This window comes from Campylobacter sp. RKI_CA19_01116, assembly GCF_025771405.1.
Classification (GTDB): Bacteria; Campylobacterota; Campylobacteria; order Campylobacterales; family Campylobacteraceae; genus Campylobacter_D.
Genome location: NZ_JAKMQF010000005.1, coordinates 61738 through 83898 on the forward strand (window position 1 = coordinate 61738; position 22161 = coordinate 83898).

Sequence of the window (22161 nt, forward strand, 5' to 3'; positions counted from 1 at the left end):
AAAGGAAGATAAATGAATATAAGCTATGAAGATGCGGGCGTAAGTATAGACAATGGCAATGCTTTTGTAGAAGCAATCAAGCCTTTAGTAAAAGAAACTTTTAATGAAAATGTTTTAGGTGGCATAGGCTCTTTTTCGGGTGCTTTTGCTATGCCAAGTGGTTTTAAAAATCCTGTTATGCTAGCAGCAACTGATGGAGTGGGAACGAAGTTGCGTCTTGCTATTGATAGTCAAAAATTTGACACCATAGGCGAGGACTTAGTAGCAATGTGTGTGAATGATTTAATTTGCAATTTTGCTACGCCTTTGTTTTTTTTAGACTATTATGCAACTGCAAAATTAGATGTAGAAGTAGCTAAAAAAGTCGTAGCAGGAATTGCTAATGGTTGTAAAAAAGCAAATTGTGCCTTAATAGGCGGAGAAACTGCTGAAATGCCTGGAATGTATCATAGCAATGATTTTGACTTAGCAGGTTTTTCAGTGGGTATGGCCGAAAAAGATGAAATCGATAGAAGAAATTTTGTAAAAAATGGAGATATTTTACTAGCTCTACCTAGTAGCGGGCTTCATTCTAATGGATATTCTTTAGCTAGAAAAGTACTATTTGAAGCACAAAAGCTTAAGTTTGATGATAAAATAGAGGGTAAAAATTTAATCGATATTTTACTTGAACCTACAAGAATTTACGTAAAAGACTTTTTAAAATTAAAACCATTCATCAATGCACTAGCTCATATAACAGGTGGTGGTTTAGTAGAAAATTTACCTAGAGTTTTCCCAAGAGGAATAGGTGCAATCATCAGAAAACATCATCTAAAAACTCCTGAAATTTTTTACCAAATAGGCCAAAGTGTAGAAGAGGCTGAAATGTATAGAAGCTTTAATATGGGTGTGGGTTTAGTTATGGTGGTAGATCCATCTAATGTAGGAAAAGTTTTAGAAAGCTCAGATGCTTATGTAATAGGCGAAGTTGTATTAAATGAAGGGGTTGTTTTAGAGTGATAGCTTAAAAGCCATCACTCTAAATTTATGCAAAATACCAAGCTATTAGGATATTTAAAGCCATTCCTACAAGCAACATAGGAGTAGATCTTTTAACAATGGCTATAGGATCTAATTTTGCAAAGCCTGCTAAGGCTAAAATTCCACCCGATATTGGCGAGGCAGCACGCCCCAAACAAGAAGCAATCTCAAGTGGCAAAGCTAGTGAGATAGGATTAATCCCTAGTTTTTGAGCAATATCTGGAGCAAGTCTTCCAAAAGCATTAAAAGCAGCAATCCCACTACCCATAATCACACTTGCAAAATACACAATAAAGCTTAAAACTATAATAGTAAGCAACACAGCAGAAGCTCCCATAGAAGAAACTGCTAAGGCTAAATGTTCTATACCTTTTAACGCTTTAATACCTTCTGCAAAAATAGAAGCTGCAATGATAATACAAACAACACTTACAAAAATTTCTGCCATGGCTTTTAGTATCACCATCAAATCATCTGCAAGTTTTTTTGCATCTTTATGTCTAACATACTCTAAAATAAAAACCAAACTTATACTTAAAAAATTGGCACTCACCACATCTAGCTTCACTTTATATCCATATAAATTTGCAAAATAAGCACCAAATAAAAACACTATAGGAAGCCAAGGCAAGAAAATATAAAATAAAGGACAATTTGGGTTTTTTATTTCCATATGTTCGATATTATCCACAACGCCTTTTGCTAAGTCTTTTTTATCCATATAACTATAATAAAATGGAATAAGCAAAGCTATCACAACAACATAAGCTATAACAGGATAAATTTGGTATTCAAAAAACATAGCAACAACATTTTCAATGCCTACCATATCTGCTAAATTTATAGAATTTCCATCTTTAGGACCATAATCAAGTGCAATTAATGACAAAACCGATACAGCAGTGATAGGACGAATTCCTATGGCGATTAAAACAGGATAAATCGAAGCAAGCAATAAAAGTAACAATCCTGTGTAACTTGAAATAACTATTTTTAAAGCCATACCCACTACAAAAGTTCCACTTAAAACTAGGTATTTATTTTTAATCTTGCCTAGTGGTTTATTTGCTACAAAAGCTAACTTTGCCGAAGCATTAATGTGCTTCATATAAGCTGCAAAACCTGCAACAGACATTATAATAAGCCCCACACCAGCTAAATTTGTCTTAAAAGTTTGAGTTACAAAGCCAAAGACATCAAAAACAGGATTTCCTAAGCTTTGTTTTAGCACAGACTCACCAGTTGCTAAAGAAATGATGATTAAGATAATAATACCTGAGAGAAAAAAAGTAAAGATAGGATTGTATTTTTTAAGAATAAAATAGGCTACTAAAAATACACAAAATAAAGTAGCCACGACAGAAAGAAAAACCTCCATAAAACCTCCTAATTTTTGTATTTAGTTTATTTTACGGGGTTTTTCTTAAAAAAACTTGATTATTTTACAGGGTGAAGTTCGTTTGCATAGAAGCTTACTGAGTTCATGCCTTCTTTAATAGCCCATTCATAAGCTTTTGCTACAAATTCCCAGTTAATGTGCGCGTAGAATTTTTCTAAATACGCAGGGCGCGCATTGCGGTGATCTACATAGTAAGCATGCTCCCATACATCAACTACTAAAAGCGGAACTTTACCTTCAGTAATAGGTGTAGCAGCATTGCTTGTAGCTACTAGTTCTAATTTTTGATTTTGAGTGTTATAAACTAACCAAAACCAACCAGAACCAAATACCCCTGTAGCTCCTTTAATAAACTCTTCTTTTAAATTTTCCATAGAGCCAAAGTCTTTTTCAACTGCTGCTTTAAACTCAGCACTCAAAGAACAGCCACAGCCACAGCATGTTTTTGGCTTAATGCAATCAAAATAAAAGTCATGATTATACACTTGAGCAGCGTTGTTAAAAACTCCACCATTTGAGTTTTGTATGATATAAACTAAATCTTTTCCCGCAAATTCAGTATCTTTGATAAGATTGTTTAGGTTATTTACATAAGTTTGGTGGTGTTTGCCATGATGAAATGCAAAAGTTTCTGCACTTAAAAAGTCTCCAAAAGCGTCTGCTTCATAAGGTAGTTTTCTTAATTCAAACATATTGTTCTCCTTTTTTAAATTTTATAACATTCTAACATAGTTAAATTAAAAAAGACTAAATGAGTCTTTATTTTTCAAAAAGTATTACTTTGCCTTGCTCTAAGCTTTTTGCTACATCGATAATGCGTTGGTTTTTACTACCTTTAAATTTTAAAGATAAGTCTTTTTGCTCTAAAATAAACTTCCCATCTACCAAAATATCAGCTAAGATAAGTAATTCTTTTTTTGATTTTTCTTGCAACAACTCTTCATAAGTAAAGCCTGTATATATGATAAGATCAAGCCCTAAAGTCTTAATGTGTTTTGCTAGAATGCTTAAATTTTTTGCTTGCATAAAAGGCTCTCCACCACTAAAAGTAACACCTTGAAGCAAAGGATTTTTACAAATCTCATCATATAAACTCGCTAAATCTTGCAAATATCCTTTGTTAAAATCGTGCGTTTGTGGGTTATGACAGCCTTTGCAATGATGAGGGCAACCTTGAGTAAAAATCACATAACGCAAACCATAGCCATCGACTATGGATTCTTTTATAACACCAGCTAATCTAAGAAAAATCGTGTTTAATTCTTGCATGAACTTCAGCTTTTTTAGCGTCATTAAAACGATCAAGCGTTCCTACTAAATAACCCGTGATTCTTCTTATGCGTTCAAATTTAACATCATCTTCTTTTCTATGGCACTTTGGACAAAACTCATCTATCACACCACTATAACCACACACTGGATCCCTATCTAGTGGGAAATTGATCGAGCCATAGCCTATATTGCTTTCTTTCATACATTTTATAATGCGTTCAAAACTTTCTAAATTCTTACTCACATCGCCGTTTAATTCCACATAAGTAATATGCCCACCATTATTTAGCTCATGATATGGGGCTTCTATTTGAATTTTTTCATATATGCTAATAGGAAAATCTACAGGAACATGAAAAGAATTGGTATAAAAATCTTTATCAGTTATGCCTTTTAAAATGCCGTATTTTTTTTGATCTAGCTTTAAAAATCTTCCACTTAAACCCTCAGCCGGGGTAGCTATGAGTGAAAAATTAAGCTTATCTTTGAGTGCTTTTTCATCGACAAATTCACGCATAAAACGCACGATTTGTAAGCCAAGTTCTCTTGCTTCTTGGCTTTGTCCATGATGAGAACCTATCAAAGCTATTAAACTCTCACAAAGTCCTATATAACCTATAGCCAAAGTCCCATGTGCGATAACTTTTTCTACGCTATCATTTTCTTTTAAAGTATCTGAATCTATCCAAATTCCCTCGCCCATTAAAAATGGGAAATTCTTAACCTTTTTTAGACTTTGAATTTTATATCTATGAAGTAATTGCTCATACACAAGTTCTAATTTTTCTTTTAAAAGTGAATAAAAAAGCTCTAAATTTCCTTTGGCTTCTATGGCTAAACGCACAAGATTTATACTGGTAAAGCTTAAATTTCCCCTACCGCTTGTGATTTCTTTGCTCTCATCATAAACATTTGCCATAACCCTAGTTCTACAACCCATATAAGCCACTTCACTATTATAATCGCCCTTTTTATAATATTTTACATTAAAACTTGCATCTAAAAAGCTAAAATTTGGAAAAAGTCTTTTAGAAGCACATTCTATAGCAAGTTTAAAAAGCTTATAGTTTGGGTCTTTTTCATTATAATTAACACCCTCTTTTACTTTAAAAATTTGCACAGGGAAAATCGGTGTTTCGCCATTTCCTAAGCCTTTCATCGTGGCTTTTAGTAAATTTTCTATCACCATTTGCCCTTCAAAAGATGTATCGGTGCCATAATTTAGCGTGCTAAAAGGCACTTGAGCTCCTGCTCTTGAGTTCATAGTATTAAGATTATGCACTAAAGCCTCCATAGCTTGAAAAGTCGCATCTTGGGTTTGCTTTAATGCTCTTTTATAAGCATAAGTATTTGCTTGCTTTAAAAAATTCTCATCACTATTTAAATCAAGCCTTAAAAGCTCTTTGAAGCATTCTTTTTCGCTTGAAGCTTGAAAATTAGCATTTTTAAAGCATTGCTCATCTAAACTTTGTTCTAATTTTATTTCAAAAAAAGCATTTATAGCCTTTTTATACTCTTTTTGAAAAGTCTTTGCCACGCCTTTTGCCATAGCAAAATCAAAATTGGGTATAGACTGGCCTCCATGCATTTCATTTTGATTAGCCTGCAAGGCAATGCAAGCTAAAGAAGCATAAGATCTGATATCATTTGGCTCACGCAAGCTTCCATGTCCTGTGCTAAAACCATTTTCAAAAAGCTTTAATAAGTCTATTTGACAGCAAGTTTGTGTTAGCATATAAAAGTCTTTATCATGTATGTGTATATCGCCGTTTTTGTGTGCATTTGCGATATGTTTTGGTAAAATACACTCATCTACATAGTATTTTGCGCCTTCTGAGCCATATTTTAACATCATACCCATAGCGCTATCTGAATTAATATTTGCATTTTCTCTTTTTAAGTCAGCTTCTTTAGAATCTTTAAAAGTTAAATCATCATACAAACTTAGCAAATCATAGCTACCATTGCGAATTTGTGTTCTTTTTTGGCGATATAAAATATAAGATTTTGCAGTATTGACTAAGGCATTTTTGATTAAAACTTCTTCAACTTTATCTTGAATTTGTTCTACTTGTATGTGTTTTTCATCCAGTAAAGCTACAACCTCATCGCAAAGCTTATCTAAAAAATCATTATTTAATTTTTCATCTGTGGAATTTATATTGGCTTTGAAAATAGCATTTTTGATTTTAAAAATATCAAATGCAACTTGGCTTTTATCTCTTTTTATAATAAATTTTATTCTCATGGAAATTTTCCTAAAAAATAATCTCTAAGCACTATAAAATAGCACTTTTAAAAGATAAGTTTAGTACAAAAACTTGATGAAAAACTTAAAGAAATAAAAGAAAAATTCACACAAAAAATGTGTGAATTTGATTATTTTAACTCCACACCTTTTACAGCATAAAGTTTATCAATACCACGATTTCCAAACATTTTATCAGTATTACAATCTCTTTGGATATTCCACTCATCTAGCTCGTGGTGAAAATTTTTACAATTATGGAAAAGATAGGCCATAGTAATTACATTTTGCACATCCCAGCTTGCCACATTATGCTCATACGCATGGCAGTTTTCAAAACAATGTGCCATTCTGATTACATTAGAGGTTTTCCAGTGCAATAAAGAATGATTAAATTTAACACAATTAAAAAACATGTAAGACATATCTTTTAAATTTTGTGTATTCCATCTTGATAAGTCTTTGTTGAAATTTTTGCAGTTAAAAAACATACTTGCCATATTTTCGACATTTGAAACATCCCAGCGTGATAAGTCTGCATTAAAACTTTCACAACAATAAAACATATAAGACATATCTTTAGCCTTAGATACATCCCAACGCTCAATACCCAAAAAATCTTTTCTAGTAGAACAATAAAAAACGAATGAAAAATCTTCTATCAAAGAAACATCAATATCTCTTAGAGAAATTCTTTCATTGTGCACCAAATTCATCAACTCATTTTTGTTTTTAACTTTATACATTTTGTCCCTCCTTTTTGTATATTTTAAAAAACAAGTGTGAAGTCAATATAAATTTAATGAAATTAAACAAAAGATTTTGAATATTAATAATTATTAATTTAAAATTAACTTAATATAAATATATATTTACAAAATAATAAATAATTATAAATAAATAGATGAATTTTGATAAAAAATGAAAAAAATAATATTGTGGAGAAAAATATAGAGTGGTGACCCATACGAGACTCGAACTCGTGTTACCGCCGTGAAAGGGCGATGTCCTAACCGCTAGACGAATGGGCCAATTTGCAGTTTGAAGACAAAATTATAGCAATTTTTACTTAATAATTATTTAAGACATCAAAAAATGCCTTAAATATCTATTTCTATCCCTACAGGAGCATGGTCTGAACCAAAAATATCATCTCTTATAAAGGCATTTTTGAGCTTATCTTTCAAGCCATTAGAAATGAAAAAATAATCAATCCTCCAGCCCACATTTCTTTCTCTTGCTTTCATTCTATAGCTCCACCACGAATACTTTTCTTTAATATCACCATTTATATGTCTAAAAGTATCTATAAAGCCTAATTTTAATAAATCATCTATCCATGCACGCTCAATCGGTAAAAAGCCTGAAGTTTTTTCATTAGCTTTTGGATGAGTTAAGTCTATCTCACGATGAGCAGTATTTACATCTCCACATATTATGATTTCTTTTCCTTCTTTTAAAAGCTTATCTAAATACACTAAAAAATCATTATAAAATTTCATTTTAAAGTTTAAACGCTCTTCATCTTTTTGACCATTTGGAAAGTAGATATTAAACAAAACTACATTTTTGAAACTATGTTCTAAAACCCTACCCTCATCATCATCAAAAAATTCACATTTTTTGACTTCACTATCAAAATTACACAAACTCATTACACCAGAATACCCTGCTCTTTTAGCACTATTTGAATACATATGTTTAAAAGGATATTCATAAATTCTTTTTGGAAATTTATCCTCGTGTGCTTTGATTTCTTGAAAACCTATAAAATCGATTTCTTCTTTTTCAATCCAATCCAGTGCGTTTTTATCACAAATTGCCCTTAGGCCATTTACATTCCATGATAATAATTTCATAAAATACCTTTACCAATCTTCTTTTGTTGCTATTTTATATGCGATTTATTAATTTTATTCAAATAGACTAAGTTTTTATTTTATTCCAAAGGAAAAAAATGCACCTAAAACTTTCATGGACAAAATTTACCCTGCTTAATACGATTTTTATCATGGCGTTTAATTTCCCGTTGTTTGAGTTTGTATATGAAAAGATAGATCAAAACACTATGCTTTTTAGTGTGTTTTTTGGAATTTATTTTTTCTTGGTTTTGAGCGTTTTATCTTTAGTATATTTTCCCTATATCACCAAAATTTTAAGCATATTTTTACTTAGTACTTGTGCTATTTGTAGTTATTTTGTTAGCAATTATGGGGTTTTAATCGATGATCATATGATACAAAATGTCATTGAAACAGACAATAGGGAATTTTTTTCTTATTTTAATTTTTCCTTTGCTTTGTATATTTTAGTCTTTGTGATTTTTCCTAGTTTGCTTGTGATTTTTACTAAGATTGATTATCAAAGATATTTTTTCAAAAAAAGTGTATTATTTTTGACTTCTTTGGTATTTTGCTTTGCTTTAGTAGCTCTTAGTTCAAAAACACTTTTGCCTTTTTTAAGATCACACAATATCGTTAGAATGTATAATTTGCCATTTTACCCAATATACTCAAGCATAGAATTTACAAAGAAAAAACTAGCAGGTAAAAAAGAACTAACTATCATTTCAAATGATGCAAGTTTAAAAGATACCAATACAACTAAGCTTATGATTTTAGTCATAGGTGAAACTGCTAGAGCGAGTAATTATTCTTTAGGTGGATACAGCACAAATGATACTAATTTTTATACCAAAAATGAACCAAATTTAGTATATTTTAGCGATGTAAGCTCATGTGGAACGGCTACTGCAAGAAGTTTGCCTTGTATGTTTTCAAGACACAAAAGAGTAAATTTTGAAGATGGATTATACGAAGAAAATGTTTTAGATATCTTGCAAAAGGTTGGAATACAAAGTGTTTGGTTTGGTAATAACTCAGGGGGCTGTAAAGGAAATTGCGATCGTATAAAACACAAACTCATTGCAAAAGATTATGATGAGAGCTTACTTGAACTTGTAAAGCAAGAACTTGAAAATACAAATTCAAATAAAATCATCGTTGTACATTTACAAGGCTCACATGGGCCAACTTATTATAAACGCTATCCAAATGCATTTAAAAAATTTATGCCAACATGTGATACAAATGAGCTAAATACCTGCTCACACGAACAAATCATCAACACCTATGATAATACTTTACTTTATACAGACTTTATTATAAAAAGCCTTATAGATATGCTTAAGCAAAATCCTACCAAAGAAGCTTCTTTACTTTATTTATCAGATCATGGGGAGAGTTTAGGTGAAAATGGAATTTATCTTCATGGTATGCCTTATTTAATAGCACCAAAAGATCAAAAGCATATACCGATGATATTTTGGAGTAAAGATAGCAAATTAAGCCAAGATTTACAAAGCAAAAAAGACTATAAACTTTCTCAAGATAATCTTTTTTCAAGCTTACTGGGGTATTTTGGTGTAAATAGCAAAGAATATGAGGCAAATTATGATATATTTAGCAAAAATTTAAAGGAAAATCCTTAATGAAGCCAAAATATTCTTTATTTAAAAATACAAGCTATGCCTTTAGTGGAATTAAATTTTTACTCCAAGATGAAATGGCTTTTAGGATAGAATTTGCCATTATTTTACCTTTGATTTTTGCAAGCTTATTTTTACCTGTGAGTTTTTTAGAGCATTTTGTGCTTGTATTTGTTTTGGTACTAATTTTAATCGTAGAAGCGCTAAATTCTGCTATAGAAGCTTGCGTGGATCTTTGTACGAGCGAATTTCACATCTTAGCTAAAAAGGCAAAAGATTGTGCGAGCGCTGGGGTGTTTTTTAGCGTGGTTTTAGCTATAATTACTTGGAGTTTTATTCTTTTTGATTTGGTTAGAGAATGGATGATAAAGTAAAAACACTATGTGCAAAAATATTTGGTAAAAAACGCTTTGAAATTTTAGAATTTTTAGCCCTTCATGCTGATGATGATGGTTTTGTCTTTGCAAGCATAGAAGAGCTTTCTAAACAACTAAACATCAGCAAACCTACCATCATTTCTACTTTTAAATTTTTAGAAGAAAAAGCTTTGCTTGAAAAGCTCAAAAACGGCTTATATAAGCTCAAATAGGAGATAAAATGACACTTAAAAACCCTTTGGATATGCATTTACATTTACGCGATGAAAGCATGCTTGAACTTGTAGCTCCATTTAGCGCAAAAGACTTTAAAGCAGGGGTTATCATGCCAAATTTAATCACCCCGCTTACCGAAATAAATGCATTAAAATCTTACAAAGAACGCATTTTAAAAGCATGTAAAAATGAAGATTTTACGCCTTTGATGACTTTATTTTTTAAAGACTATGATGAGAAATTTTTAGAAAAAGCTAAAGATGAGCTTTTTGCCATAAAACTTTATCCTGCAGGTATCACTACCAACTCAGATAATGGAATTTCAAGCTTTGATATAGAAAAGTTAAAACCCACATTAAATGCTATGAGTGAGCTTGGACTGCCTTTGCTAGTGCATGGAGAAACAAATGATTTTGTAATGGATAGAGAAGCAAATTTTGCTAAAATCTATGAAAAATTAGCTAAAAACTTTCCAAAATTAAAAATCGTAATGGAGCATATTACCACTAAAATTTTGTGTGATTTGTTAAAAGATTATGAAAATTTATACGCAACTATCACTTTACACCATTTGATAATAACGCTTGATGATGTAGTGGGCGGTAAGATGGATCCGCATTTATTTTGCAAACCTATTGCAAAACGTTATGAAGACAAAGACGCTTTATGCGAGCTTGCTTTTAGCGGCTATGAAAAGGCTATGTTTGGAAGCGATAGCGCACCTCATCCTTTGCATACTAAAGAATGCTGTGGGTGTGCAGCTGGCGTATTTAGTGCGCCGGTGATTTTACCTGTGTTGGCTGAACTTTTTGAAAAACACTCAAATGAAGCAAATTTACAAAAATTTATTTCAGATAATGCTTGCAAAATCCATAATTTTGAATTTGAAAAAGATAAAATCATCACTTTAGAAAAACAAGAATGGCAAGTAGCGCAAAAATACGGCGATGTAGTGCCATTTATGGCAGGAAAAACTTTAAATTTCAAGGTTATTTAGCCTTGAAATTTAATTAATAATCAGAAGTTTTATCTTAGCTTCTATAAGCTCTTCTACCTCATCTTTTACAAAGCTTTCTAACTCTTGTTTGTTTGCATTAACACCATTCATACTCAAATGCCACAAGGCATTTTCTATTGCACTTTCCTTATCTCTTTTTACCACTCTAGTTTCGTTAAAAACTTCACTTTCATAAGGGATATTTTGCGCATTTAAAAAACCTTGCAAATCCTCTTCGTAAAAACCTTTAAAATGCGTGTTAAAACGCTCAAATATAGGATCTAAAAAGCTACTTTTACGCCTACTTGCCCAGCCTAAATACACCTTTTTAGAAGCTAAGCTTAAAAAATCTTTATAGTCTTTTTCATTTTGCAAAGCAGGCGACATACTCAAAAAAGCTAAGTCAAAATTTGTATTATTGTTTTTATAAAAGTTTTCAAAGTCTAAATTTAGGGTTATTACATTTGATATAGCATGAGTTTTTGCATCTTCTTGTAAAATTTCAAGCATAGCACTAGAGCTGTCTATACCTAAAACACTTTTTGCTTTTTGTGCTAAATGCAAAGTCCAAACACCACTCCCACAGCCTATATCTACCACGCTTTTATCTTGTAAAGATCCAAGTTTTGCGAAAGTAGCTTTTTGAATTTCGTTTAAACTAGGATTATACCTTGCGTAGCTTTTTGCTTTTTTATTCCATAAATTCATCTTCACTCCTTATTTTTTCTAATATAGTATAATATTTTTTTGTTTTTAGAAAGGAAAATTATGCGTGTATTGTTTTTGTGTTTGATTTCATTTTTAAGTATATATGCCAAAGATTTGGTAAGTGTTAGTATAGCTCCACAAGCTTACTTTGTAAAGCAAATTGCCAAAGATACTTTAGATATTAATATAGTCATACCACCTAATGCAAATGAGCATACTTTCGAATTTAAACCAAGTGGTATTTTAAAACTTGAAAAAAGCGATATTTACTTCACAGCAAATTTAGAATTTGAAAAAATTTGGATTTTAAAACTTAAAGATAATCTCAAAAATACCAAAATCATCTCTACTCAAAATGGCATTGATTTTATACCTTTGCAAGAACATGCACATGAAGGACACCATCATCATGGAGATGACCCTCACACATGGCTTGATCCACTTTTAGCAAAAACTCATGCTAAAAATATCACTTTAGCACTTATAGAACAATACCCACAAAATAAAGCATTTTATGAGCAAAATTTAGAAAATTTCTTAAAAGAAATGGATGCATTAAATTTACAAATACAAGCTTTATTTAAAAATGTAAAAAACAAGCATTTTCTAGTCTATCATCCATCTTGGGGGTATTTTGCCAAAAGATATCATCTAAGCCAAATTCCTGTTGAAATAGAAGGAAAAGAACCTAAACCAAAAGACTTAGCCAAGCTTGCAAAACTCATACAAAAAGAGCAAATAAAAGCTATTTTTGTACCAAAAGGAGCTAATAACAATACCATTAAAGCTATGGCGAGTAATTATAATCTTAAAATCATAGAACTTGATCATTTGCCAAGTGATTATAAAAATGAGCTTTTAAAAGATGCAAAAAATATAGCAAGCGTTTTACAATGATAAAAATCAATATTAAAAATTTAAACTTTTCATATAATCAAGATGAGGTTTTAAAAAATATCAACCTAAACTATGAAAGCAAAGACTTTTTAGCCATAGTAGGGCCAAATGGTGGGGGTAAATCTACACTTTTAAAACTCATACTAGGCTTGCTAAATAGTCATAAAAATATAAACTTTGAAAACTTGAGTTTAAAAGATATAGGCTATGTCCCACAAAATACTTTAGCTAATCCAAACTTTCCAGTGCGCGTGCTAGAAGTGGTGATGATGGGAAGGGTGGATAAAAAATTCTTTGGTTTTTATACCAAAAAAGATCAAGAACAAGCCTTGCTAGCTTTAGAAAAAGTAGGTATGAGAAATTTTTGGGATAAAAAAATCAACGAACTAAGCGGAGGTCAAAGACAAAGAGTTTATATAGCAAGAGCCCTAGCAAGCGAATGCAAACTTTTAATCCTTGATGAGCCTACTGCAAGTATAGATACCAAAGGCTCGGTGCAGATTTTTGAGCTTTTGAAAAAATTACACGAAAGTGGAGTTGGCGTGATAGTAATATGCCATGATTTAAATGTAAGCTTAGCTTATGCAAATAAAATCGCATATTTAAATAAAGAATTATTCTTGCATGAAAATACCCCTGAAAAAAAGGCACATTTACTAGCACATTTAAGCCAAAATCACACGCATTTTTGTGATGTGGAGCTTAGCTTGGAGCAGTGTTGCTGTGAAGGAAAAAACCATGCTTGAACTTTTATCTAGCTCTTTTATACAAAATGCCTTTCTAGCAGCATTTTTAACTAGCATTGCTTGTGGGATTATGGGGACTTTGATCATGATCAACCGCTTAAGTTCTATGGCAGGAGGTATTACACATGGGGCTTTTGGGGGTATAGGTATAGCATTTTATTTTGGTTTGCCAGTACTTGTTAGTACGAGTTTATTTACTCTTTTTTTAGCCTTGCTTGTAGCGTTTTTAGTACAAAAATATCCTTTTAGAAGTGACAATATAGTCGGTGTTATATGGGCTTTTGGAATGGCTGTTGGTATCATACTCATAGACTTAACCCCTGGTTATAATGGAGATTTAATGGGGTATTTGTTTGGTAGTATTTTGTCTGTACCTACGCAAGATATAGTTTTATTTGCAGTGATTGATGTGATTTTTATCATTTTAGTATTGCTTTTTTATCGTCAATTTGAAATTCTAAGCTTTGATAAAGAATTTGCAAGCTTAAGAGGGGTTAAAACCAATCTTTTTCACTATCTTTTAATCGCAATGATGGCTTTTTGTATCGTTATAAGTATCAAAGTAGTAGGACTTATACTTGTGATAGCTTTGCTTAGCATACCTGCATTTATCGCTGAGAGCTTTTCTAAAAAGCTTGGGCAAATGATGATCATCTCTACGCTTTTGAGCATAAGTTTTTGCGTGATAGGGCTTTTTGTGAGTTTTTATTATAATCTTGCAAGTGGAGCTTGTATCATAGCTAGCGCTTGTATAGCTTTTGTGTTTTATCTTTGTTTTAGAGTTTTTATAAAGAAAATTTAACATACTTTGCGGGCTTATCGCAAAGTACTACTTTCATGTACTCTTAAAAAACTAGCAAATTTTGGCTTGCCATTTTTGGTTAAGCCATTGTATTTAAAAGTGATGATGACACCAACTGGCGGAGGGTTTAAGCGATCACTTTCTTTAAATCCCGAGCCTATCTTAAAACTTACTTTTTTACCCTCAATCACTGCTTCACAAAGCAAAGATCCCATTTTACCTTCAAATTTTCCTTTACCTTCAAAATGCTTTTTTACAACACATTCTGTATCATCAAAAGGTTTTAGCTTAAAAGCATTGTTTGATCTTTTCTTTTCATAAGGTGCGTTGTTTAATCTTATGATCACGCCCTCGCCTTTATGCGAAATGATATCTTGGTAAAACTGCTTTAAATGATTTTTATCTTTAATGCGAATTTGTAGGATGATTTTTATAAAATCATTTGGATTTTTAACCAAATACTTTTTTAAAACTTCTAATCTTGCTTCTAAAGTACAAGGATCAAGTTTAAATTCCTCGCAAGCATTTGGCACATCAAAGACACTATAGCTTACTTTTTGCCAAAGTTTTTCATCAGGATTTTCTTGGCGTATTAAAGATGAAATTTCTTCAAAAGAAGCTCTTTTTATCCAAAGTTCTCCATCTAACTCAAATTTAGGAAAGTTTTTTGTGAAAAATAAAGGGAGTTTTATGGCATTTCCTGCTCTTGTTTGCATAGACTTACCACTCCAAAGCCCTCTTACGCCATCGAGTTTTTCGCTCATGAGATAATGGCTTAAATTTATATCTTTAAATGCTTTTTCATCATAAACTTTAAAAAGTAAAATATCTTTTGCAAAAAGAGGATTTAAAAAGAGAGTAAAGAGAAAAACAAGGCTTATAAAAAGCCTTGTCATAAGATTAAAGTGCTTTTTTAGCAGCATCTGCTATTTTAGCAAAAGCAGCTGCGTCATTCATCGCTAAATCAGCTAAGATTTTTCTATCAAGCTCAATGCCTGCTTTTTTAAGACCATTTATAAATCTTGAATAACTAATATCATTTAGTCTGCAAGCTGCATTGATACGTACTATCCAAAGACGACGGAAATCACGTTTTTTGCGACGTCTATCACGATACGCATAAACCAAACTTCTTTCTAATTGTTCTTTAGCTTTTCTAAAGTGTTTGCGGCGACCACTATAAAAACCACGCGCAAGTTTTAAAACTTTTTTATGTCTGCGGCGTCTTACAACACCTGTTTTTACTCTTGCCATATTTATCCTTTCACAAATTGGCGTTCGTTAAACGAATCTTGCCCTTTAAAATAAGGGGAGTTTGAATGACTTTCGTCAAAAACTAAATTTAAGCGAGCTTAAATTCCTAACATTTTTTCAACCGCTTTAACATTGGTTGAGTGAACATACTTAGAAGTGCGAAGATCACGCATTCTTTTAGCAGGTTTTTTAGTCAAAATATGGCTTCTATAAGCAGCACCTCTTTTGATTTTATTTTTACCTACTTTGAAGCGTTTAACAGCACTTTTAACGCTTTTCATTTTTGGCATGTGTATCCTTTGGATAAATTTTTTCATAAAAGAAAGCTATCATTTTACTACAACTATGCTTTAGAAAAATTAAATTCTAATTCTTCTTTTTTAATATATAAAGTTGTTCTTGTATATGCATAGAGCGTTTAGAAAGGTTTCTACTAGCTCTAAAGGCATTATACTTTTGCTCAAGCACAAAGCATTCTCCAAGACTTTGAAGTCTTTTTGTGAAATTTTCTTTTTTTACAAAACCCTCACAATTATAAGAAAGCAATACAATCTTGGCTTTTAAATCATTTATCAAATCAAACAAAGCATCTTCGGCTTTTTTTTCTTTGTTAAAAGCACTGCGGTTCCAGTCTTTTGGTATGCCAGAAACCTTTGAAATTTCCTTTGGCTTTTTGTAATTAGCAATTAAATTTAACATAAAATAATTTGACCCATAAGGGTGTTGATTATAAGGTGGATCTAAATACGCCATATCAAAGCTATCAAGCTCTTTAGCTAAAATATTTGCGTCTTTTTGAAAAACCTCATACTCACAAGTAAAATTTGAAAAAATAGGCATTTTTAAAGCTATATCGCCTTTTATACGACTAAGCGCATTTGCTCCATTTCCTCCAAATTTACCAATGCCATTTTTATCTTTATAAAAGCCCTTAAAAACCCCGCTTGTGTTTGCATGTACACTTGCTTCATAGATAAGCGGTGCGATGAAGTATTTTTGTATATTACTTGGCAGGCTTGAAATTTTTTCTCGCATAGAGTCTAAATACATAGCGTTTTTAAGCGTGTAAAAAACTCTTTCATTCTTTTGGATATGTTCATCATCATTTGGCGCATAAAGCTTACTTATAAAGCCTTTTTTGAGTTTTAAATCAGAAATTAAAAAATTATAATATTTTTGTAATTCTTGTAAAAATTGTGCATTTTGATTGCTTAAATAACACTCATTGATGATTTTAGAATAATCTTCCAAATCATTTGCCATGATAAAACTCGCATAAGGCCTCACAAAACGCGAAACTACCCCAGAGCCACTGAATACATCACAAAAACTAAATTTGTCTTTTTTAAGCTCATTTTGTGCGAATTTAAAGCCTTGATTTAAAAAATCAAGCAAGGATCTTTTATTACCAAGGTAAGTTATGATTTGTTCTTTTAAAAATTGTGGATTTTCTTCTAGCATAAGTTTAAAATACAAGCCTTAGAAAGGCTTGTGATTATTTTTTCTTTTTAGGAGTTACTAGCATATTTACATAGCGTCCTTCGAGTAAAGGCTCTTTGTCTCTATCTGCTATATCTTCAACCATTTGCCAAATTTTTTCAAGCAACGCCACCCCTGCTTCAGGAGAGCCCATCTCACGACCTTTTAAAAACACTCTAAATTTAACATGCTTGCCTTGCTCTAAAAACTCACTTGCATGTTTGACCTTATAATTAATGTCATTTTGAGCGATTTTCACAGAAAGTTTGATTTCTTTTATATCAATAACTTTTTGTTTTTTCTTTGCTTCTTTTTGTTTCTTTTCTTGTTGATAACGGAATTTTCCATAATCCATTATCTTACATACAGGTGGTTTGGCTTCGGGGGCTATCATCACCAAATCAAGCCCTAGTCTATTTGCTATATCTAGCGCTTCATCACTACTAATAATGCCATAAACCTTGCCATCATCACCTATACATCTGATCTCATCTGCTTGAATTTCTTCATTTAGCAATACTTCTTTTTCTTTACTCAAAAGCGTACCTCACTTAATTTCTCCTTTGTTAGGGTTATAAATTCATCTAAAGTCATTGTTTTTTGCTCTTTTGCTCTTCTATCTCTTAAAGCCACACTTTTGTTTGCTACTTCTTCATCACCTAAAACAAGTATCATAGGCACATGTGCTTTTTCGGCGGTGCGGATTTTTTTATTTAAGCTTTCATTTTTATTATACACTTCACTATCAATGCCAAGTTCTAAAAGTTTTCTTGCTATTTCTTTTGCATAATCATGATGATTTTGCGAAATAGGCACTATAGCTACTTGAGTTGGTGCTATAAAAAATGGCAACTCACCCGCACAATGCTCTACTAAAATTCCTATAAATCTTTCAAAAGAACCCAAAATAGCACGGTGAAGCATTACAGGTTGTTTTTTCTCATTATCTGCATCTGTGTATTCGAGTTTAAAACGGCTTGGTAAGTTAAAATCTACTTGTATAGTTCCACACTGCCATTTTCTTTTTAGCGCATCGGTAATTTTAATATCGATTTTTGGACCATAGAAAGCTCCACCACCCTCATCAATGCCATATTTTAAACCTTGTTCATCTAAAGCTTCTTTTAAAGCCTTTGTAGCTATGTCCCAAATTTCATCATCGCCTATTGCTTTTACTGGGCGTGTTGAAATTTCCATTTCATAATCAAACTCAAAAGCCTTCATCAAAGTATCAACAAAGCTTAGAATTTCTAAAACTTGTTCTTTTATCTGACTTGGCATACAAAAAATATGTGCATCATCTTGAGTGAATTCTCTTACTCTAAAAAGCCCGTGTAAAACTCCACTTTTTTCATGGCGGTGTACCACACCGTATTCAAAAAATTTCAAAGGTAAATCACGATAACTTCTAACATCACTTTGATAAATTTTAATATGTCCTACACAATTCATCGGCTTAATGCCATATTCTTGCTCATCAATTTGCGTAAAATACATATTTTCTTTATAGTTTGCATAATGTCCGCTGATTTTCCACGCATCAGCTTTTAAAAGCTCAGGCCCACGTACAGGCTCATAACCTCTTAATCTATGTGCTTTATATAGCAAATGCTCTAATTTGCTTCTTAATTTTGCACCATTGCTAAGCCATATAGGAAGCCCACCGCCTATTTCATCATCAAAGGCAAAAAGCTTCATTTCATTACCAAGTTTTCTATGATCTCTTTTTTTAGCTTCTTCAATGATTTTTAAGTATTCATTTAAACTTTCTTTATCTGCAAAAGCAGTACCATAAATTCTTGTGAGCATTTCTCTTTTTTCATCGCCACCCAAATACGCACCAGCTACACGAGTAAGCTTGAAAAATCTTAAATATCTAGTATTTGGCACATGAGGCCCACGGCATAAATCTTCAAATTCGCCTTGCTTATAAATACTTACTTTTCCATCAGGAATTCTTAGTAAAACTTCTTGTTTTAAATCATCATTAGCAAATTTTTCTTTAACCTCAGTCTTTGAAAGTTCGTATTTTATGATGTCTAGCTTTGCTTCTGCTAGTTCTTTCATTTTCTTTTCGATTTTGCTTAAGTCTTCTTCTGAAATCTTACTATCAACCCTAAAATCATAATAAAACCCATCTTCTATCACAGGTCCTACGAAAAATTTAGCCTCTGGATATAAACTTTTAATCGCTTGAGCCATTAAATGCGCACAAGAGTGGCGGATAACTTCTAAACTTTCTTTAGAGTTATCAAAATAAATCGGAGTTAAATTTGTATCATTGTTAAAACTTTGAGTATCTACCAAAGCTTCATTATTTGCATATGCAATTATATCTTTTGTCATTTCTACCCTTAACACTCACTAACCTTGTGAGCTTAAATTAAAATATAAGACTAATTTTAGCTATGAAAAACTTAAACTTTTTTTAAATAAAGGATATTTTTATATTTCAAACACCCGTTCTTGATATATCTAAAGCACCACTCATAAAAAGGTATAAAAATACAAAACCTAAAATTATCCTATAAATTCCAAAAGGTATAAAGTTTATCTTGCTAATTAATTTTAAAAATATTTTAATTACCACAAAAGCCACTATAAAAGCTGTTACAAAACCTATGGCTAAAGGAACGAAATTATTCATATTACTTAAAACCTGTGGTTCTTTATAAATGCTATAAGCTGTTGCAATAATCATGGTAGGAATTGCAAGTAAAAATGAAAATTCAGAAGCCACTTTACGATCAAGCCCAAGCAATAAGCCACCTATAATACTTGCTCCACTTCTTGAAGTACCTGGTATGATAGCAAGAGCTTGAGTTAAACCTATCAAAAAAGCTTGCTTATAACTTACCTCATCTAAAGAGTGAATTGTATAGTCTTTTTTTCTATGTTTAAGTTCTATAATGATAAAAATAATCCCACCAATGATTAGCATAGTAGCCACGGTATAGCCATTAAATATTTCTTTTAAAAACTTATATGCTATAAAACCCACCCCACCTGCGGGCAAAAAGCCCACAGCAAGTTTTAACCAAATATCAAGTTTTTGAGTTAGTTTATCTTTGAAAATAAAAATCACCGCTAGTATAGAACCAAGCTGAATGATGATGAAAAAACTTCTCCAAAAATCATCTATATTTAAACCCAAAATTTCAGCACCTAAAATCATATGCCCTGTAGATGAAACAGGTAAAAATTCTGTCAAACCCTCAATGATTCCTAAAATCAAAGCATAATAATAATCTAAATTCATTTTTTAAGTACTCTTCTTGCAAAAATTAGCATGATCGCTACAAAAACTACAAAACCTATAATCCCATCGTCTTTAAATGAAGTTACAATAGCAAGTGGATCTTCAGCCCCACCTCTACTAATAGAAAGCACAGTTAAACCAGCTATTAACACTCCAAACAAACTCTCACCCACTATCAAACCAGAGGCAAATAAGGTTCCTTTTTGCTCATGCTCTTGAATAAGTTCTTTTTTATGAGCATTTTTAGCATATCTTTGCTCCAAACGTTTTTTAATTAAATATGCCAATAATCCACCTATAAACAAAGGCATATTAACAGCAGGTGGTAAATATATACCTATACCCACAGCTAAAGGTGGCAAAGACATATTTTTCTTTCTTAACAAACGATCGACGATAATTATACCAACGCCCACAAAAGCTCCCGCTATAATATAACTCCAATCGATATTAGCGTTAAAAATGCCTTGTGCAATAGTACTCATCAAATTTGCTTGTGGTGCAGCAAGTGCATTTGCCTCATCCATTCCTTCTCTTGGCATTGCACCCACAAAACCATAAGCTTGATATAACAAATTTAACACAGGAGCGATAGCCAAAGCTCCAAACACACAACCTATAATCAAAGAAACTTGCTGTTTCCAAGGAGTTGCACCCACTAAATAGCCAGTTTTTAAATCTTGTAAATTATCATTAGAAATAGCAGCAGTTGCCAAAATAACACTAGTAGTAAATATAGCAAAAGCAATAGCAAATTTAGACATCAAAGGATCGCTAAATAAATCTACTTGATAACCCAAAAGCAAAATAATCAAAGAAGAAATCATAATCCCAATAAGTCCTATACCCGAAATAGGAGAAGATGATGAACCCACCAAACCTGCCATATATCCACAAGCAGAAGCTACAAAAAAGCCTATGAAAATAGCTACTAAAGTTCCTACCAAAGCAAAAAGAATTTGATAACCACTTGCTAAATTTGAATCAGCCACAAAAGCATAAAATGAAATAAACAAACCTATACACATAAGCACAAATAAACCTAGCATAGCTTTTAAAGATAAATCCATATCTTTAGGATCTTGTGAGAGGTTTAATGAGGTTTTTTTAAGCATATTTTTCATGCCATCATAAACAGGCTTTGCAAGCTCTATTAAAGTCCATAATGCTGCTATAGCAATAGCTCCTGTACCTATTAAGCGTACTTTTTGAGCCCAAATTTGATTAGCTATATCAAGCGCACTTAAACTCACATCAAAACTTTCTTTAGCAGAAAAATATGGCACAAAAACCATCCAAGCAAGCACCATACCCGCAAGCAATGCAACACCTCCGGCTATACCTACTAAGTATCCAGCACCCAAAAGTGCCACTGAATAACCCATAGAAAAACCAAAAGTCATTTTTTGCCAAATGAATGCAAAACTGCTTCCACTTGAAAGTAGTTTAAAACCGCTTGAAAAAAGACTTATCACAGAAGCAAAAGCCACGCCAAGTGTGATTTCTTTTAAGCCTACTTTTCCTTTTTTATCAGCTTGATCTTTATTGGCCACTTTTAAAATTTCAGCAGCAGCTCTTCCTTCAGGATAAGCTAATTTACTCTCTACCACCATAGCTCTACGCAAAGGTATAGTAAAAAGCACGCCTAATCCACCTCCACAAAGACAGAGCATAAAAGTAAGCCAAAGTGGAAATTCAAACCAATATCCACACATAAAAAGACCTGGTATAACAAAAATCACAGCCGAAAGCGTACCTGCAGCTGAAACTTGAGTTTGAACCATATTATTTTCTAAAATATTAGAGTCTTTAAAGATTTTTAAAACAGCCATTGCGATCACAACAGCAGGAATAGAAGTAGAAAAAGTAAGACCAACTTTGAGCCCCAAATATACATTTGAGGCGGTAAAAATAATCGTTAAAATACTTCCTAGTATTATACCCCTAAGCGTAAGCTCCGGTAGTGAGTTTTTTGTATGCATTTTGCTTCTCCATTT

The 22161-nt window shown here is 32.1% G+C and carries 23 protein-coding genes and 1 tRNA gene; 8 read left to right on the plus strand and 16 right to left on the minus strand.

What is annotated here, in order from left to right; translation table 11 throughout:
* Positions 1-12 precede the first annotated feature (12 nt).
* Complete coding sequence (purM, locus tag L8U41_RS05155; protein ID WP_070255708.1) at positions 13-1002, plus strand: phosphoribosylformylglycinamidine cyclo-ligase; 990 nt, start codon at positions 13-15, stop codon at positions 1000-1002.
* A 25-nt stretch (positions 1003-1027) separates the two neighbouring features.
* Here the strand turns inward: purM and dcuC are convergent, their stop codons facing one another.
* The 7 genes from dcuC to L8U41_RS05190 all read right to left on the minus strand — a co-directional run bounded on the left by dcuC (position 1028) and on the right by L8U41_RS05190 (position 7801).
* The gene (gene dcuC, locus L8U41_RS05160) at positions 1028-2401 is read right to left on the minus strand and encodes a C4-dicarboxylate transporter DcuC (protein ID WP_263663713.1); all 1374 of its coding nucleotides are present in this window, start codon (positions 2399-2401) and stop codon (positions 1028-1030) included.
* Positions 2402-2460: 59 nt separating this feature from the next.
* Entirely contained in the window at positions 2461-3114 is a 654-nt protein-coding gene (gene sodB / locus L8U41_RS05165) for a superoxide dismutase [Fe] (RefSeq protein ID WP_263706970.1), read from the minus strand.
* Between the two features lie 67 nt (positions 3115-3181).
* Complete coding sequence (gene nrdG / locus L8U41_RS05170) at positions 3182-3691, minus strand: anaerobic ribonucleoside-triphosphate reductase activating protein (protein ID WP_263727983.1); 510 nt, start codon at positions 3689-3691, stop codon at positions 3182-3184.
* Positions 3663-5942, minus strand: a complete 2280-nt coding sequence (locus L8U41_RS05175; protein ID WP_263727984.1) for an anaerobic ribonucleoside triphosphate reductase — start codon at positions 5940-5942, stop codon at positions 3663-3665. The genes nrdG and L8U41_RS05175 overlap by 29 nt, the downstream gene beginning before the upstream one ends.
* Positions 5943-6073: 131 nt before the next feature.
* Positions 6074-6688 carry a BspA family leucine-rich repeat surface protein gene (locus L8U41_RS05180; protein ID WP_263702415.1) on the minus strand — a complete coding sequence of 205 codons (615 nt, stop codon included), beginning with the start codon at positions 6686-6688 and terminating at the stop codon, positions 6074-6076.
* Between the two features lie 210 nt (positions 6689-6898).
* Positions 6899-6973, minus strand: a tRNA-Glu gene (locus tag L8U41_RS05185).
* Positions 6974-7042: 69 nt separating this feature from the next.
* A complete protein-coding gene (locus L8U41_RS05190) occupies positions 7043-7801 on the minus strand; it encodes an exodeoxyribonuclease III (protein ID WP_039640473.1) in 759 nt (252 codons plus the stop codon).
* A 98-nt stretch (positions 7802-7899) separates the two neighbouring features.
* Between L8U41_RS05190 and L8U41_RS05195 the strand changes: the two genes are divergently transcribed.
* Genes L8U41_RS05195 through pyrC form a run of 4 tightly spaced genes read left to right on the plus strand, consistent with a single transcriptional unit; the run spans position 7900 to position 11019 of the window.
* Positions 7900-9432 carry a phosphoethanolamine transferase gene (locus L8U41_RS05195; RefSeq protein ID WP_263727985.1) on the plus strand — a complete coding sequence of 511 codons (1533 nt, stop codon included), beginning with the start codon at positions 7900-7902 and terminating at the stop codon, positions 9430-9432.
* Positions 9432-9803, plus strand: a complete 372-nt coding sequence (locus L8U41_RS05200) for a diacylglycerol kinase (protein WP_263727986.1) — start codon at positions 9432-9434, stop codon at positions 9801-9803. The genes L8U41_RS05195 and L8U41_RS05200 overlap by 1 nt, the downstream gene beginning before the upstream one ends.
* Positions 9788-10018, plus strand: coding sequence for a helix-turn-helix domain-containing protein (locus tag L8U41_RS05205; protein WP_263727987.1), 231 nt, complete (start codon positions 9788-9790; stop codon positions 10016-10018). The genes L8U41_RS05200 and L8U41_RS05205 overlap by 16 nt, the downstream gene beginning before the upstream one ends.
* 8 nt (positions 10019-10026) lie before the next feature.
* Positions 10027-11019 (plus strand): dihydroorotase, encoded by a 993-nt coding sequence (gene pyrC, locus L8U41_RS05210; RefSeq protein ID WP_263727988.1) that lies wholly within the window; start codon positions 10027-10029, stop codon positions 11017-11019.
* 9 nt (positions 11020-11028) lie between these two features.
* Here the strand turns inward: pyrC and L8U41_RS05215 are convergent, their stop codons facing one another.
* The gene (locus tag L8U41_RS05215; protein WP_263727989.1) at positions 11029-11727 is read right to left on the minus strand and encodes a class I SAM-dependent methyltransferase; all 699 of its coding nucleotides are present in this window, start codon (positions 11725-11727) and stop codon (positions 11029-11031) included.
* A gap of 60 nt (positions 11728-11787) precedes the next feature.
* Here L8U41_RS05215 and L8U41_RS05220 point away from each other — a divergent pair, with 60 nt between their 5' ends.
* From L8U41_RS05220 to L8U41_RS05230, 3 genes are read left to right on the plus strand one after another with little or no spacing between them, the layout of a single operon-like run.
* Positions 11788-12624, plus strand: coding sequence for a metal ABC transporter solute-binding protein, Zn/Mn family (locus L8U41_RS05220; protein WP_263680354.1), 837 nt, complete (start codon positions 11788-11790; stop codon positions 12622-12624).
* Positions 12621-13370 (plus strand): metal ABC transporter ATP-binding protein, encoded by a 750-nt coding sequence (locus L8U41_RS05225; protein WP_039627659.1) that lies wholly within the window; start codon positions 12621-12623, stop codon positions 13368-13370. Before L8U41_RS05220 ends, L8U41_RS05225 begins: the two co-directional genes overlap by 4 nt.
* Entirely contained in the window at positions 13363-14172 is an 810-nt protein-coding gene (locus tag L8U41_RS05230) for a metal ABC transporter permease (protein ID WP_263693830.1), read from the plus strand. The genes L8U41_RS05225 and L8U41_RS05230 overlap by 8 nt, the downstream gene beginning before the upstream one ends.
* Positions 14173-14186: 14 nt before the next feature.
* On the opposite strand, the gene L8U41_RS05235 is transcribed toward L8U41_RS05230, so the two are convergent.
* From L8U41_RS05235 to L8U41_RS05270, 8 genes are all read right to left on the minus strand, one after another.
* Positions 14187-15068, minus strand: coding sequence for a DNA ligase (locus tag L8U41_RS05235; RefSeq protein WP_263727990.1), 882 nt, complete (start codon positions 15066-15068; stop codon positions 14187-14189).
* 4 nt (positions 15069-15072) lie between these two features.
* Positions 15073-15426, minus strand: a complete 354-nt coding sequence (rplT, locus tag L8U41_RS05240) for a 50S ribosomal protein L20 (RefSeq protein ID WP_039617097.1) — start codon at positions 15424-15426, stop codon at positions 15073-15075.
* Positions 15427-15524: 98 nt separating this feature from the next.
* Entirely contained in the window at positions 15525-15716 is a 192-nt protein-coding gene (gene rpmI / locus L8U41_RS05245; RefSeq protein WP_039617094.1) for a 50S ribosomal protein L35, read from the minus strand.
* Positions 15717-15792: 76 nt separating this feature from the next.
* Positions 15793-16887, minus strand: coding sequence for a DNA adenine methylase (locus tag L8U41_RS05250; RefSeq protein WP_263727991.1), 1095 nt, complete (start codon positions 16885-16887; stop codon positions 15793-15795).
* A 34-nt stretch (positions 16888-16921) separates the two neighbouring features.
* Positions 16922-17443, minus strand: a complete 522-nt coding sequence (infC, locus tag L8U41_RS05255; protein WP_039617082.1) for a translation initiation factor IF-3 — start codon at positions 17441-17443, stop codon at positions 16922-16924.
* Positions 17440-19251 (minus strand): threonine--tRNA ligase, encoded by a 1812-nt coding sequence (thrS, locus tag L8U41_RS05260; RefSeq protein WP_263727992.1) that lies wholly within the window; start codon positions 19249-19251, stop codon positions 17440-17442. The genes infC and thrS overlap by 4 nt, the downstream gene beginning before the upstream one ends.
* Before the next feature lie 106 nt (positions 19252-19357).
* Positions 19358-20164, minus strand: a complete 807-nt coding sequence (locus tag L8U41_RS05265; RefSeq protein WP_263727993.1) for an undecaprenyl-diphosphate phosphatase — start codon at positions 20162-20164, stop codon at positions 19358-19360.
* Complete coding sequence (locus L8U41_RS05270) at positions 20161-22146, minus strand: OPT family oligopeptide transporter (protein ID WP_263727994.1); 1986 nt, start codon at positions 22144-22146, stop codon at positions 20161-20163. Before L8U41_RS05270 ends, L8U41_RS05265 begins: the two co-directional genes overlap by 4 nt.
* Between the last annotated feature and the right edge of the window lie 15 nt (positions 22147-22161).